This window comes from Roseibium aggregatum (assembly GCF_014692675.1).
GTDB classification, from domain to species: Bacteria; Pseudomonadota; Alphaproteobacteria; order Rhizobiales; family Stappiaceae; genus Roseibium; species Roseibium aggregatum_C.
In genome coordinates this window covers 206,025-219,853 of sequence record NZ_JABFCZ010000002.1, presented here as the reverse complement: position 1 = coordinate 219,853, position 13,829 = coordinate 206,025, and the positions used below count along the sequence as shown (strand labels likewise).

Below are 13,829 nucleotides of genomic sequence, written 5' to 3'. Positions count from 1 at the left end.
AATCCATGAACCACGATCAGTATTCCGACGCCTACATCAAGGACATCCTCGATGAGGTGAAGACCGTCGCCATGGTCGGCGCCAGCGCCAACAATGTGCGGCCCTCCTATTTCGTCCTGAAATACCTGCTGGCGAAAGGCTATGACGTCTGGCCGGTCAATCCGGGGCTGGCAGGCAAGGAGATCCTCGGCCAGACCGTCTACGCCTCGCTTGCCGATCTTGCCGAACCACCGGACATGGTCGACATCTTCCGGAATTCGGAAGCCGCCGGACAGATCGTCGACGATATCATCGCGTCAGGCCGCCTGCCGAAGGTGATCTGGATGCAGCTCACCGTCCGCAACGACGCGGCGGCGAAAAAGGCCGAGGACGCCGGTATCAAGGTGGTCATGGACCGCTGCCCGAAGATCGAATACGGCCGGTTGTCGGGCGAAATCGGCTGGGCCGGCGTCAATTCCCGGACCCTGTCGGCGAAACGCCCGACGCTGAAAAGCGGATTTCAGCACAGAGGCCTGAAACCGGGCGGCGGGACCTAGGACCTTTGCCGGTTGAGGGATGGACCGGCCTTTGGAAACCGAAGCGTTTCTGCGCATTTCCCGCAAAGTACAGACACAACCAAAAAAAGTAGCATTTCAACCTATAGGTTTCCTTTGACGCTAACGTATGCTTCGGCCAGTATGCGCGGAAATTACAGGAGTGGAGGCTATCATGAGTGAAGGAATACCCGGGTTTTCGACACTGGCAATTCATGCGGGCGCTCAGCCCGATCCGGCGACAGGTGCCCGCGCGACGCCGATCTACCAGACGACGTCCTTTGTTTTCGACGATGTCGATCACGCTGCCTCGCTCTTCGGCCTGCAGGCCTTCGGCAACATCTACACCCGCATCACCAACCCGACGACGGCCGTGCTGGAAGAACGGGTGGCAGCCCTTGAAGGCGGAACGGCGGCGCTTGCCACGGCCTCGGGCCACTCCGCCCAGCTTCTGTGCTTCCACACCATGATGCAGCCGGGCGACAACATCGTTGCGGCGAACAAGCTCTACGGCGGGTCGATCAACCAGCTCAATCACTCCTTCAAGAGTTTCGGCTGGGAGGTCAAATGGGCGGATCCGGCCAATCTCGCCAGTTTCGAGGCCGCGGTCGACGCCAACACCAAGGCGATCTTCATCGAAAGCCTTGCCAATCCGGGCGGCATCATTGTTGATATCGAGGCCATTGCCCAGATCGCCAAGGCCAAGCGGATCCCGCTGGTGGTCGACAACACCATGGCGACCCCCTATCTGTGCCGGCCGATCGAACACGGCGCCGACATCGTGGTCCATTCCCTGACCAAGTTCATGGGCGGCCACGGCAACTCCATGGGCGGCATCATCGTCGACGGTGGCACGTTCGACTGGTCGGCGGACGACCGCTACCCGCTGCTGTCCACGCCGCGTCCGGAATATCAGGGCATCGTGCTGCACGAGACCTTCGGCAATTTCGCCTTCGCCATCGCCTGCCGGGTGCTCGGCCTGCGCGATCTCGGTCCGGCGATCTCGCCGTTCAACTCCTTCATGATCCTGACCGGCATCGAAACCCTGCCGCTCCGGATGCAGCGCCACTGCGACAACGCCAAGAAGGTTGCCCTGCACCTTGCGGCCCACCCCAAGGTCAGCTGGGTGTCCTATGCAGCCCTGCCGGACGACAAGCACCACGAACTGCAGAAGAAATACATGCCCAAGGGGGCCGGTGCGGTCTTCACCTTCGGCGTGGAAGGCGGCTATGACGCAGGCGTGAAACTCGTCTCCAACGTGGAGCTGTTTTCCCACCTCGCCAACATCGGCGACACCCGCAGCCTGATCATCCACCCGGCGTCCACCACCCACCGCCAGCTCTCCGACGAGCAGAAGACGACGGCAGGCGCCGGGCCGGACGTGGTCCGCATTTCCGTCGGGCTGGAAGACGCGGAAGACATCATCGCCGATCTCGATCAGGCCCTGAATTCCTGATCGAAGCGGATTCTGAAACGGAAAAGCCCGCCAAACCCGGCGGGCTTTTTTAATGTCCGGAATAAAGCCTGCACTTATTCCTTTACCGGATAACTGCCCCTGAGCGACGCCATGTAGTCGACCGCGCCGGCGAGCACGATGACCGCGAAGGCCTGGTGGGTCAGCGCAAGGTCCAGCGGCACCTGATAAAGCAGCGTCAGGATGCCGAACAGCGCCTGCAGCAGGACGAAGCCGGCGAGATGATATGCCGGCCGCAGGATCCGGGCCGACCTGGAAACCCGACGCGTCCTGACGAGCAGATAGATGACGGCGGCAATCAGGATGTAGGCGGTCGTGCGGTGCTGGAACTGCACGGTCATCACGTTTTCGAAGAAGTTAAGCCAGGCCGGCGACATGGCGAACAGACCGTGCGGAATGATCTGCCCGTCCATCAGCGGCCAGGTGTTGAAGGTCAGTCCGGCGTTCAGTCCGGCAACGAGCCCGCCCAGGAAAATCTGCAGGAACACGAGCACAAGAACCATGCGACCGAACCCCGCAAGAGCGGCCTGTTCTTCGACTGCCACCCCTTCGCGCGGTTTCAGGCGACGGGCGATGAAGAACAGATAGGCGAAGATGAAACAGGCCGTCGTCAGGTGAATCGCCAGCCGGTACTGGCTGACATCGGTCCGATCGACCAGTCCGGAGGCCACCATCCACCAGCCGATCGCCCCTTGCAGCCCGCCCAGAAACAGGCCGAACACCAGTCGCGGCTTGAGCCAGGGCTCGATCTGGCCGCGAACCCAGAACACGACCATGGGGACGAAGAAGATGACGCCGATCAGGCGTCCGAGCAGCCGGTGCGACCACTCCCACCAGAAGATGAACTTGAATTCCTCCAGCGACATGCCCTTGTTGATGATCTTGTATTCCGGGATCTGCTGGTATTTTTCGAACTCTTCCTGCCACTCCCCATCGCTGAGCGGCGGAATCACCCCGTGGATCGGCTTCCATTCGGTGATCGACAGACCCGATTCCGTCAGCCGCGTCGCGCCTCCGACAACCACCATCGCCAGAACGAGAAAACAGACGAGATAGAGCCACCACCGGATCATCGCGCGATTGCGGCGGATGGCCATGTCATCGGCCGAAAAGCCCGCGAAGGAGGAAAGAGACGCAGTCATGAGGACTCCCGGATTTGACCTTTGACCGGAGGAGATATAGGTGCAGACGGAAAGCGGCAACCCGCCGCAGCAAATTGCGACACTTTATACCAAGCGCGATCGGTATACGGGTCACTGAAAAGGTCAGCAGGAATGGTTCCCTCTTTCCGGAAATTCGTCGGCATGGTTGCCCTGGTGATTTTTGTGGTGGTCTACGCCTTCGTCGCAATGGTGATCGGCGACATGAGCCTCCAGCAGTCATCCATTCTGGTGAAGTTCATCTATTACGCCATTGCCGGACTGATCTGGGTGATCCCGGCAGGCGCGATCATTTCATGGATGCAGAAGCCCGACAGAGCGAAGGGCTGAGGCTGAAGCTGAGGGTCAGCGAAGCCACTTCAGGGATTTGTAGAGCGCGAAAGGCGCACCGGTCAGATACTGATCGATGATGTAGCCGTCCTGGAAGTGCCCGTTCAGGGACACGCGCGGCAACATCATCGGATCGCGGGCATTGACCGATTTCAAAACGCCGGGGAAAGTGGTCACCGCAGAACTGAAGCCGTACTCCCTGAGAAGGGACGCATCGCGCGCGCTCACCGCCTGGGCATATCCGTAGGGATAGGCGAAATGCTTCGGCCGGCGGCCGAGTTCCTGCTCCAGCCGGACGACGCCCTTGTCGATATCCGCAAGGGCTTCGGCCTCGCCAAGGCGCGCGATCGCATAATGATTGTGGGTGTGGGCGCCGATGGTCACGAGCGGATCGCTGGCCAGTTGACGCACCTCGTCCCAGTTCATCATCAGCTCATCGGCAAGTCCGGTCAGGTCGAGGCCGTATTTTTCTGCCAGTCTGCGAATGATCGCCCTTTGCTCGACCTCGCTGACCTCCCTGGTCAGGAACGCACACATCTTGTTGTAGCAAAGAATTTTTTCTTCCGTCGTCCGGCAGGATATTCCCGCGCCGCCATTGTCGCCGGTCAGGTGAATTTCGTCATTCGCCGCGATGATCCGCTCCAGAGCGGTCCACCAGATTTCCGCCGTCCGGTCGATCAGGCCGCTCGCCACGTAGACGATGAACGGCGCGTTCAGCTCCCGCAGCAGCGGATAGGCGACCTCCAGGTTGTCCCGGTAGCCGTCATCGAAGGTCAGCACCGCGTAGCGCTTGCGGCCATAGCCCGATTTCAACAGGTCCACCGCCTCGTCGATGGAGATGATCTCGTAGCCGTTCCGGCGGATATGGGCGACCGCCTTGCGCAGGAATTCCGGTTCGATTTCCAGATGGCTGTTGGGCTGAAACGGATCGGCACTTGCGGATTTGACCCGATGCAGCATGAATATCGCACCACATCCCTGGGTTATGGGCGCCATGGCTTGTCCCAGTCCGCTTCGCTGCAGAACCTGAAACGCCGCCTTGTATAGCTTTTTGCGAACGCCCATTAAAAAACCGTACCCCGCTACTGTCCGGCTCAGAAGCTAGCCACTTTTTCTTTATTATTTGTTGCTATTAGTGCCGATGAAGTCATTGCACCCGCTGGGATTCTTATGGCCGTTCAGTCCGCCTCCGATTATAAATTTTCAAGCGCTGACACTTTTGATGCAATGGCGCCGGCTCGCGAAAACGCCCGCATTGCCTTCACAACCGAAGGTTTTGATATCACCGTCTACCGGGATTTCGAGGACGCCGCGCCGGCCTGGGCCGCGCTTGAAAAACAGGCGGACGGCCTGCCTTATCAGCGACTTGGCTGGGTACAGGCATGGCAGGAGGCGATCGGCAAGGACCGGGGCATTAAGCCGCTCCTGGTGATCGCCCGGCAGAACAATGTCTTCGCCTTTGCCCTGCCGTTGGGCCTTGAGCAACGACGGGTCTGTGTCGCCCTCACCTTTCTGGGACAGGAAAACACGAACCAGAACACGGGACTGTGGACCCCGGATTGCCATGCCGCCATGCCGGCCGAAACCATGAGCAGGATCCTTCGCGATATCTGCCTCCATGCCGGAGCAGACCTGCTTCATCTGACGAATATCCCGCAAACCTGGGGCAACCGGTCCTCGCCGCTCCTGATGAGCGAACGCACAGACAGCCCGAGCCCGTATTTCGAGGGTCCGATCACCGGCGATTTTGACAGTCTCTTCCGCGCCAACTTCAGCAACAAGTCCGCCAAGAAACTGATGCGCAAGCAGCGCAAGCTCGAGGCAGCCGGCAATTTCCGGGTCTTTAAGGCACAGACCGACGCAGACATCCGGCACGGCCTGGAGGCGTTTTTCGAACAGCGCGCGAAACGGGAAGCCGATGCCGGCGTCCCGAGCGGGTTCTCCACTCCTGAAAAACGCCAGTTTCTGGAGCGGCTGGCAGGTCTCCACCCGACCGGCTCGCACCTGACCGCCGATACGCGGCTCACGGTCTGTGCCCTGGAAGCCGGCGGCAAGATCCGGGCGACCTATCTGACCCTCCACCAGGGCAATCGCCTGATCTGCTATTCGACCTCGATTTCTCATGACGAACTTGTTGCACAGAGCCCGGGCGTGGTGCTCTTGAAGAACATCATCGCGGCCGCCTGCGAGGATCCGCAGGTCGAAGTTCTCGATCTGGGACTGGGCGACGAAAGCTACAAGCACCCCTGGTCGGAGCCATTGCCGCTCAGCGACAGTTTTCTCGCCGTCACAGGCAGAGGACGGCTGAACCTGCAGCTGATCAAGGCCAGACAGTTCGCCAAGGCAAAGATCCGCAACTCGCAGACACTCTGGCAGCTGTTCCGGAAGTTCCGCCAACTGGCCCGCAAACTCGGCGGCTGACTTCGGGCAACGCCTCCTTCAGGCGCCGCCTGAAATCTCTCAACCCCTTGTTCAGGCGGCCCTGCCGGCACCTCTTCGGGACTTTTTCCCTGAGGGTTTGCCGTTGGCCGGCTTCACGACCTCGACAGGTGCTCCTGTATTGTGCGCCAGCAGATTGGCCGCACTGTTAAGCTCCTGACCGTAATCGCCTCCCGCCGACGTCACCAGGATCCTGTCGGCATACCCGAGCAGTCTGGCGCTGGCCAGGGTGCCGTCGATGGTGCCCAGATTGACCACGACCGTATCATAGGTCCGGAACACCGCCTCCAGAGCCTTGCCGAACCGCGCGCTCCTTGCAGCCTGATCGTCGATCGGCAAGCGGCCGGCCTCGATGATGTGAACGCCGGAGACAGAGTCGCGGTAGATGACCTTCGAAAAGGCGCTGACCCCGGCCACCAGATCGGAAAAGCCCGGAGCAGCGCGCGGATCGTCGGCTTCGGGAAACACTTCCAGAAACAACACGGCATCTCCGGCCTCCGACGCCTTGCGCGCCAGATCCAGCGCCAGCGCCTGCGACGCTTCCGCCTGGTCGACACTGAGCACCACGGTGCGGCCCTCGATCGGCGCCGCCGCCTCCGGCATCCCGGCCGGCTCGGCGTCCCAATCCTCATCATAGCCCGTATCGGCCACCCAATCCGGCGCGATATCCCGGTCATAGTCGGTTCGCGATCGAGCCTGTGCCGGGCCGGAATTCCGGCCCTGCCGGGAACGGCGAAGGGGGAGTTCCCTTTCCACGACATCCGGCTGAGGCTCGGCCCTTGCGGCCGGCGGCGCGTCAAAGCCGGAAAAACTTCCGGTCATGGAATAGGCCGGCGATCCGCCCGTCTCGTAGCGGCCGTTCCAGTTTGCCCCCGGCATCTGCACCTGGGTCGGCCGCAGGCGGGCATTGCCCTCCTCCTCGACCGGATAGAGGACGTTTCCGGACAGGAACTCTCTCAGGATCACATAGGCGCAACCGAGAACGAAGGTCACGAGCGCCGAGATGATGGTGATCGCCAGAACCTTGGGCGCATAGGGTTCAACCGGAATGCTGGCGCGAGAGATGATCCGGGCGTCGGCCGGCAACGCCTGGGCCCGTAGTCGCATATCCGCCTCGCGGAAACTGGACATGAGCGTGTCGAGCTGGGACGCCTTGGCATTGGCCTCCCGCTCCAGTTCGCTGAGCTTGACCTGGTCCGCATTGGAACTGGCCGCTGCGGTTTTCAGTTCCTTCAGCCGTTTTTCCAGGGCCGCCGCCTGCTGGTCCGACACCTTTGCGTCATTTTCCAGCCCTGCCAGCACCTTGCGCACTTCAGAGCGGATCTGCTTCTTGTAGCCTGCGAGCTGGGAGTTCAGCGCCTTTAACTGCGGGTGGTTCGGCAGAAGCGTGATGGAAAGTTCAGCGATCTTCGACTGAATGGCGACTTCCTGTTCCCTCAGACGCTGGATGAGCTGGGAATTCAAAACATCGCTGGCCGTATCCAGAGACCCTCCGGACTTCAGCAAGCCCCGGAGCTGATCTGCCTTGGCCTGCGCTTCTGCCTTTTTCGCCTGGGCCGCGGAATACTTGCTGCTGATATCGGCAAGCTGCTGCTGGTTGAGCGTCAGGTTGTCCTTGCCCACCAGGAGGTCGGCCCGCGACCGGTAATCGGCCACCGCCTTGCGGGCTGCCTGCACTTCCCGCTGCAACTGCTGGATCTGCGGTTCCATGGCGGTCGCGGCGACTTCCGTGGTTTCCCGCTTCGCGCTCGCCTGCAGGGCGATATATTCGTCCAGAATGGTGTTGGCCACAGCCGCCGCCAGTTCCGGATCCTGTGCGGAATATTCGACCGCGATCACACGCGATCCCTCAAGACGGTAGATCTGCAGGTTCTCATAATAATGCTTGAGAACCTTTTCCTCCACCGAGGAGCGCGCCGTATCCGATGAAAGGCCGATCAGGGAGAGAAGGTCATTCAGGGCGGAACCGGCGATCGCGGCCTTGAACTCAGGCACGGAGGACAGATCCAGGCGCTTGGCGACCCGTCGCGCCAGATCGGCCGACATGAGAAGCTGCACCTGGCTGGAAATCCCCTCGGCGTCGAGAAGCGCGCGTTCCTCCTCGACCCCGCGTGTCGCACCGGGGAATTTGCCGTCCGTGCTTTCTATAAGGACCTTGGCCTCGCCCTTGTATTTCGACGGCACCAGCTGAAGCGCCAGGAAAAAGCCGCCGGCCACGATCAGGACAAGAGGCAAGAGCCATCTCAGCGCCCCTCCGATCGCCTGCATCAGGCGGCTCAGATCGAGGGCCATGTCATCGGAAGGTACCGCCGGGCGGGTCGCATTCATCGTCAAAACTCCGAACTATTGATCGGATAATGACGAATCAGGGTAAGCGTTCGGTTAAGACGCTCACCGACACGCCGGATCAAACGTTAATTCCTTCCTCCGCAGTTTTTGCGATGCATCTTAACTGTGTTTGCACTCTTCACCCACCATTAACCATGACTTGGGATGTTGGGTCAGTGTGTTAGGAGATTCGTTGATGCTTACGAGAGCATTCCTGATTCTGGTGCTTTGTACAGGTCTTGCCGCCTGCAGTGGCTACCGGCGTCCGCCGTCGGCTTTCCACGAAACCCTCACCATGCCCTACCAGCTCGATTCCAGCGACAAGCTGCGCATCATCGTTTTCGGGCAGACGGATCTTTCAAACACCTATACCGTTGATCAGGCAGGATATATTTCCTTCCCGCTGATCGGGCTCGTTGCCGTGCGGGGCAAGACGCAACAGGAACTGGCCAACCTGATCGCGCACAAACTCCGCAAGGGATATCTGCGCGATCCGGATGTATCGGTCGAGGTCGACAGCTACCGTCCGATCTTCATCATGGGCGAAGTGCAAAATGCAGGCCAGTATAACTATGTCGCCGGCATGACCGTCCAGAATGCGATCGCCACGGCGGGTGGATTCAGCAGCCGGGCACGGCAGCAGGACGTCGATATCACCCGTCAGGTTAACGGTGAAATCATAAACGGACGTGTTCCCATTTCGGACCCGATCCGTCCCGGAGACACAATTTACGTCCGCGAGCGCTACTTCTGACGTGACGGCGAATTAACCGCGGACTCATCTCCCTGTCGTAAGGTGCAGCTCATCGGCTTCACGGGCTCAAAGAGGCCCGGAGGCTCGAACAGGGAGCATGTACCATGACAACGGATCCGCTTCGGATCATCCATTGCGTGCGTTCGCCGATCGGTGGCATCTTTCGCCACATCAAGGACCTGGCCACGACCCAGTCCGAAGCCGGCCATCAGGTCGGGGTGATCTGCGACAGCACCACCGGAAGCGATTTCGACAATGCCCTCGTGGAAGAACTGCGGCCCAAACTCGCGTTGGGTGTCGCCCGGTTCCCCATGCAGCGCCAACTGACGTTCCAGGACATGGCAGCGACCTGGAACATCTACAAGCACATCCGGGACCTGAAGCCCGATGTCCTGCACGGCCATGGCGCCAAGGGCGGCGCCTATGCCCGCATCATCGGAACCCTGCTTCGTCTCAAGGGGCAGAACGTCACCCGGATCTACTGCCCGCACGGCGGCAGCCTTCATTATGATCCGCACCGCATGGAAGGCCGTGTCTACCACGGCATCGAGAACCTGCTGGCGCGGTTTACCGACGGTCTGGTCTTTGTTTCCGACTACGAATATTCGGCATTCGAAACCAAGGTCGGCCATCCCAAGGCCCTGGCCCGGGTTGTCTATAACGGTCTGCAGCCTGAGGAATTCACGCCGGTCACGGAAAATCCGGATGCCGCCGACTTTCTCTATATCGGCATGCTGCGCGACCTGAAGGGCACGGACCTGTTCATCGAGGCGCTTTACAACATCCGCCTCAAGACCGGCACGGCCCCCACCGCCAAGATCGTCGGCGAAGGCCCGGACGAAGAGCGCTACAAGGCCATGGTCGAACGCTTCGGCCTGAGCGACAAGGTGACCTTCCTCGGCGCCTTGCCGGCCCGGGAAGCCTTCAAGCTGGCCAAATGCGTTGTCGTGCCCTCGCGGGCGGAAGCCATGCCCTACATCATTCTGGAAACGGTGGCCGCCAAGCGTCCGCTGATCGCCACCCGTGTCGGCGGCATTCCGGAAATCTTCGGCCGCTTCGCCTCCCGCCTGATCGAGCCCGGTCATATCGGCAAGCTGACGATGTCGATGGAATCGGCAATGGAATCGCCAGCCGAACTCCAGATCGCCGCGGAAGGGCTGCGGACCTGTCTTGCGGAAACCTTCTCGGTCGAGCTGATGAGCGACCGGATCACCACACTCTATCAGGAGCTGCGCGGTGTCGTGCCGCCCGAAAGCGTTGCGGCCAAGTCCTCTTCCCGCACCGCCCCGGTGACCGGCGCACAATCCGTTCTTGCCAGATCGAGAAACCAGTAATGAGAAACGCGGCCATGAAAACAAGAGGCCGGAATTCGGCACACAAGAAGGCCTCCAACACCCCGGACCTCCGCCAGAGGCTCACCGATGGCCTGCATCATCTGCAGGAGGCCAGTGACGCCACATCCTTTGTGGAGGATGAACGTCAGGAGGGCGAAACCGAGGGGTTGTCCCGGGAAGCGCTCGAAATCGCGGCTTCCCTGGACGACGATGGCGTTTCGGTCCCCGTCCTCACCGGCTCCGTCCGCGCGGTCGACATGGGTCTTATCCTGCTGAGCGCGGTTGCCGCCGCCCATACCGTTGCCGGAGCGACCACCCTCGGCCTGGCGCATTTCGTCGCCATGGGGATCTCGGTCGTCTTCGCCTTCGCCTTCTTCCAGGCGTCCGACACCTACCAGGTTTCGGTCATGGGCCGGGGAATGTCCCAGATCGGCCGTGTCGCCGCGAGCTGGACGATGGTGTTCGTCATGCTGGCCGTGATCCGCTTCACCACCGGTTTCGGCGCTGAGATTTCGCAGCAATGGGCCGGTATCTGGTTCGTCTCCGCCCTTGCCGGACTGATCTGCGTCCGGCTTGTCGTCTCCGCTCTTGTCCGCCGCTGGCGGGCCAACGGGCGGCTGGAACGGCGCGCGATCATCGTCGGCGGCGGAACGGCTGCGGCCGAACTGATCCACGACCTGGAAACCCAGCCGGACAGCGATATCCGCATCTGCGGCATTTTCGACGACCGGGCCAACGACCGCTCCCCGCCGGTCGTTGCCGGCTATCCCAAGCTCGGCAACATCAGCGCGCTGGTCGAGTTCGGCCGGTTGGCCCGGATCGACATGCTGATCGTCTGCATTCCGCTCAGGGCCGAAAAGCGCGTTCTGGAACTCCTGCGCAAACTGTGGATCCTGCCGGTGGACATCCGCCTGTCGGCGCACACGGACAAGGTCCGGTTCCGGAACCGCGGCACGTCCTTCATCGGCACCGTGCCGTTCGTGGACGTGGTCGAAAAGCCGATTACCGACTGGGACATGGTCGCAAAGCGGGTGTTCGATATCGTCTTTGCCAGCCTGGCACTGCTCACGCTCTTCCCCGTAATGATCGCAACCGCCATCGCCATCAAGATGGAGAGCAAGGGGCCGATCCTGTTCCGCCAGAAGCGCTACGGTTTCAACAACGAAATCATCGACGTGCTGAAGTTCCGGTCCATGTTCCAGGAAATGGCCGATCCGGAGGCGAAAAAGGTCGTCACGAAGAACGATCCGCGCGTGACCCGCGTCGGCCGCTTCATCCGCAAGACTTCGATCGACGAACTGCCCCAGCTCTTCAACGTGCTGGCCGGCAGCCTGTCCCTGGTCGGCCCGCGGCCGCACGCCGTCAACGCCCACACCGACAACAAGACATGGGATGATGTGGTGGATGGCTACTTCGCCCGTCACAAGGTGAAGCCCGGCGTCACCGGCTGGGCCCAGATCAACGGCTGGCGCGGCGAAGTCGACACCCCGGAGAAAATCCAGAAACGCGTCGACTGCGACGTCTATTACATCGAGAACTGGTCGATCCTGTTCGACCTGAAGATCCTGTTCCTGACGCCGTTCCGGCTGCTGAATTCGGAAAACGCATATTGAGCGCAGGGACGGCCGCATTCGGGCAGACGGCCGCCCCTCATCCCCATATTGCGCTGAGCACGAAAAGCATCGGCAACGGCGCGTTGTGGCTGGCCGCCTTCCTGTCCGGCTTCGTCATCCGGGAACCGGCGCCTTATGAGCTTTACATGGCCGGCCTGCTGGTCATCTGGCTTGCCTGCGGTCTGAAGCTGCGGCGCGAATTCGGGCCGCTGGTCGTCTGCATGATGCTTTATTCGGCCGGCGGTATCGCATCGGTACCGCTCGCCCGGGAATTCGGCGTCGCTGTGATGTACATGGCCGTGTCGGTTTTCCTGGCGATCACGTCGATCTTCTACGCCGCCATCCTGGCGGACGACCCGCACCGCTACAAAACGATCGAAAGCGGCCTGCTCGCCAGTTCGGTTTTCGTCGCCGCCATCGGCGTCGCCGGTTACTTCCACCTGTTTCCCGGCGCCGATTATTTCACGCTCTACGACCGCGCCCGCGGCACCTTCCAGGATCCCAACGTGTTCGGTCCGTTCCTGGCCCTGCCATGCATGCTGCTCATCCAGCGGCTGTTTTTCGGCAGGCTGAAGGACAATATCCTGACGTTTATGATGCTGCCGGTGCTGCTGCTCGGGATCTTCCTGAGTTTCTCCCGTGGCGCATGGGGCGTTCTGGTGGCAGCGTCCCTCATCGTCTATCTTCTGGCGCTGATCACCGAGCGGGCACCCGTTCGGCGCCTCAGGCTGCTGATTCTGGGAGCGCTCGGCGTCCTGGCCGTGGTGGCGCTGATCGCCACGGTTCTGTCGATCGACAGCGTCTCGGAAATGTTCCAGCAGCGCGCCAAGCTCGAGCAGCCTTACGACGCCGCACGGCTTGGACGTTTTGCCCGCTACTCGTTCGGGTTCCAGATGGTCATGGAACATCCGCTCGGTCTCGGGCCCCTGGAGTTCAACAAGTATTTCCCCGAAGACGAGCACAACGTCTATCTGAAGGGTTTCACGACCTACGGCTGGCTGGGTGGGTCCGTCTATATCGTCATGGTCTTCTGGACGCTGGGGTCGCTGTTTCCGCTGCTGTTCAAGCACCGGCCCTGGACGCCGTTCCTCCACTGCGTCTTCGCCGTGCTCTTCTCCCATGTGATCCTGAGCGCGATCATCGACACGGACCACTGGCGCCATGTCTATATGCTCTACGGCATTGCCTGGGGGCTGATTGCCGCCGACAGGCTGGAACGCAAACGGATACCGAAAACGAATCCTAAAACTCTGGGCACAATCTCCGCCTGGTACCAAACAAGCGCCTTGCGCAGTTCTCCTTAAAGAGATAGGTAAGGCGCGTTCGGGCAGTAGCGCAGCCTGGTAGCGCACTTCACTGGGGGTGAAGGGGTCGTCGGTTCAAATCCGGCCTGCCCGACCAAAAAAATCAACATAGAACACCTCACAAAATCTTCGTGCAATAAATCGCACTAAGCTGAATACAGTCGATATCGCTTTTTACAAGATGCATTCCACCGGAAACTAGGTGCACTACGCCTGCTGACGGTTGGTGGTGATAGTCTTCGAGGGGGGATATAGCGATAAAGAAACCCCGACGGATTTAGTGAGGCGCCACCATTTCATATAGAAACGCTGCGGCACGCCGGCTATCGCTACCAGCCTGAATTATATGAACAGCACTGAGATTGCCGGAGGCTCCAACTTCTTAGTAGGATCGCGCACAGCGAGAAAAACTTCCAAACACCGCAGGAACTTGGATACTTGGCAACTTTTCGAGGCATGTCGCTTAAGATGCATCTGGAAAGCTACGGTCATTTGAATCCAGCTCACCTGAAATCTATATCAGCTGGTATTTGCCGAATACACAACCTAATTTAACGTTG

General features: G+C 60.6%; 11 protein-coding genes and 1 tRNA gene. 9 read left to right on the top strand and 3 right to left on the bottom strand.

Going from position 1 to position 13,829, the window contains the following annotated elements:
* Positions 1–5 precede the first annotated feature (5 nt).
* Entirely contained in the window at positions 6–536 is a 531-nt protein-coding gene (locus HK439_RS02180; protein WP_190289717.1) for a CoA-binding protein, read from the top strand.
* A gap of 172 nt (positions 537–708) precedes the next feature.
* On the top strand, positions 709–1,989 hold the full coding sequence (locus HK439_RS02175) for an O-acetylhomoserine aminocarboxypropyltransferase (RefSeq protein ID WP_190289716.1): 1,281 nt from the start codon (positions 709–711) through the stop codon (positions 1,987–1,989).
* 74 nt (positions 1,990–2,063) lie between these two features.
* Here HK439_RS02175 and HK439_RS02170 read toward each other — a convergent pair whose 3' ends face one another.
* Complete coding sequence (locus HK439_RS02170; RefSeq protein WP_190289715.1) at positions 2,064–3,149, bottom strand: COX15/CtaA family protein; 1,086 nt, start codon at positions 3,147–3,149, stop codon at positions 2,064–2,066.
* A 132-nt stretch (positions 3,150–3,281) separates the two neighbouring features.
* Here HK439_RS02170 and HK439_RS02165 point away from each other — a divergent pair, with 132 nt between their 5' ends.
* A complete protein-coding gene (locus tag HK439_RS02165) occupies positions 3,282–3,497 on the top strand; it encodes a DUF2842 domain-containing protein (protein WP_190289714.1) in 216 nt (71 codons plus the stop codon).
* A 15-nt stretch (positions 3,498–3,512) separates the two neighbouring features.
* Here HK439_RS02165 and HK439_RS02160 read toward each other — a convergent pair whose 3' ends face one another.
* The gene (locus tag HK439_RS02160) at positions 3,513–4,493 is read right to left on the bottom strand and encodes a polysaccharide deacetylase family protein (RefSeq protein WP_209011501.1); all 981 of its coding nucleotides are present in this window, start codon (positions 4,491–4,493) and stop codon (positions 3,513–3,515) included.
* Positions 4,494–4,724: 231 nt separating this feature from the next.
* Here HK439_RS02160 and HK439_RS02155 point away from each other — a divergent pair, with 231 nt between their 5' ends.
* Entirely contained in the window at positions 4,725–5,918 is a 1,194-nt protein-coding gene (locus HK439_RS02155) for a GNAT family N-acetyltransferase (protein ID WP_190289712.1), read from the top strand.
* Between the two features lie 51 nt (positions 5,919–5,969).
* On the opposite strand, the gene HK439_RS02150 is transcribed toward HK439_RS02155, so the two are convergent.
* The gene (locus HK439_RS02150; RefSeq protein WP_190289711.1) at positions 5,970–8,264 is read right to left on the bottom strand and encodes a GumC family protein; all 2,295 of its coding nucleotides are present in this window, start codon (positions 8,262–8,264) and stop codon (positions 5,970–5,972) included.
* Positions 8,265–8,460: 196 nt separating this feature from the next.
* Between HK439_RS02150 and HK439_RS02145 the strand changes: the two genes are divergently transcribed.
* The 5 genes from HK439_RS02145 (at position 8,461) to HK439_RS02125 (ending at position 13,366) form a co-directional block, all read left to right on the top strand.
* Positions 8,461–9,018, top strand: coding sequence for a polysaccharide biosynthesis/export family protein (locus HK439_RS02145; protein ID WP_190289710.1), 558 nt, complete (start codon positions 8,461–8,463; stop codon positions 9,016–9,018).
* A 104-nt stretch (positions 9,019–9,122) separates the two neighbouring features.
* A complete protein-coding gene (locus HK439_RS02140) occupies positions 9,123–10,352 on the top strand; it encodes a glycosyltransferase (RefSeq protein WP_190289709.1) in 1,230 nt (409 codons plus the stop codon).
* A 14-nt stretch (positions 10,353–10,366) separates the two neighbouring features.
* Entirely contained in the window at positions 10,367–11,965 is a 1,599-nt protein-coding gene (locus HK439_RS02135; RefSeq protein ID WP_190289708.1) for an undecaprenyl-phosphate glucose phosphotransferase, read from the top strand.
* Positions 11,962–13,269, top strand: a complete 1,308-nt coding sequence (locus HK439_RS02130; protein WP_209011500.1) for an O-antigen ligase family protein — start codon at positions 11,962–11,964, stop codon at positions 13,267–13,269. Before HK439_RS02135 ends, HK439_RS02130 begins: the two co-directional genes overlap by 4 nt.
* A 20-nt stretch (positions 13,270–13,289) precedes the next feature.
* Positions 13,290–13,366 (top strand) — tRNA-Pro (locus tag HK439_RS02125).
* The last annotated feature ends 463 nt before the right edge of the window (positions 13,367–13,829 follow it).

Excerpts from the sequence above, each read along its gene's own strand:
- HK439_RS02180 (WP_190289717.1), top strand. The coding sequence starts at position 6 with ATGAACCACGATCAGTATTCCGACGCCTACATCAAGGACATCCTCGAT.
- HK439_RS02175 (WP_190289716.1), top strand. The coding sequence starts at position 709 with ATGAGTGAAGGAATACCCGGGTTTTCGACACTGGCAATTCATGCGGGC.
- HK439_RS02170 (WP_190289715.1), bottom strand. The coding sequence starts at position 3,149 with ATGACTGCGTCTCTTTCCTCCTTCGCGGGCTTTTCGGCCGATGACATG.
- HK439_RS02165 (WP_190289714.1), top strand. The coding sequence starts at position 3,282 with ATGGTTCCCTCTTTCCGGAAATTCGTCGGCATGGTTGCCCTGGTGATT.
- HK439_RS02160 (WP_209011501.1), bottom strand. The coding sequence starts at position 4,493 with ATGGCGCCCATAACCCAGGGATGTGGTGCGATATTCATGCTGCATCGG.
- HK439_RS02155 (WP_190289712.1), top strand. The coding sequence starts at position 4,725 with ATGGCGCCGGCTCGCGAAAACGCCCGCATTGCCTTCACAACCGAAGGT.
- HK439_RS02150 (WP_190289711.1), bottom strand. The coding sequence starts at position 8,264 with ATGAATGCGACCCGCCCGGCGGTACCTTCCGATGACATGGCCCTCGAT.
- HK439_RS02145 (WP_190289710.1), top strand. The coding sequence starts at position 8,461 with ATGCTTACGAGAGCATTCCTGATTCTGGTGCTTTGTACAGGTCTTGCC.
- HK439_RS02140 (WP_190289709.1), top strand. The coding sequence starts at position 9,123 with ATGACAACGGATCCGCTTCGGATCATCCATTGCGTGCGTTCGCCGATC.
- HK439_RS02135 (WP_190289708.1), top strand. The coding sequence starts at position 10,367 with ATGAAAACAAGAGGCCGGAATTCGGCACACAAGAAGGCCTCCAACACC.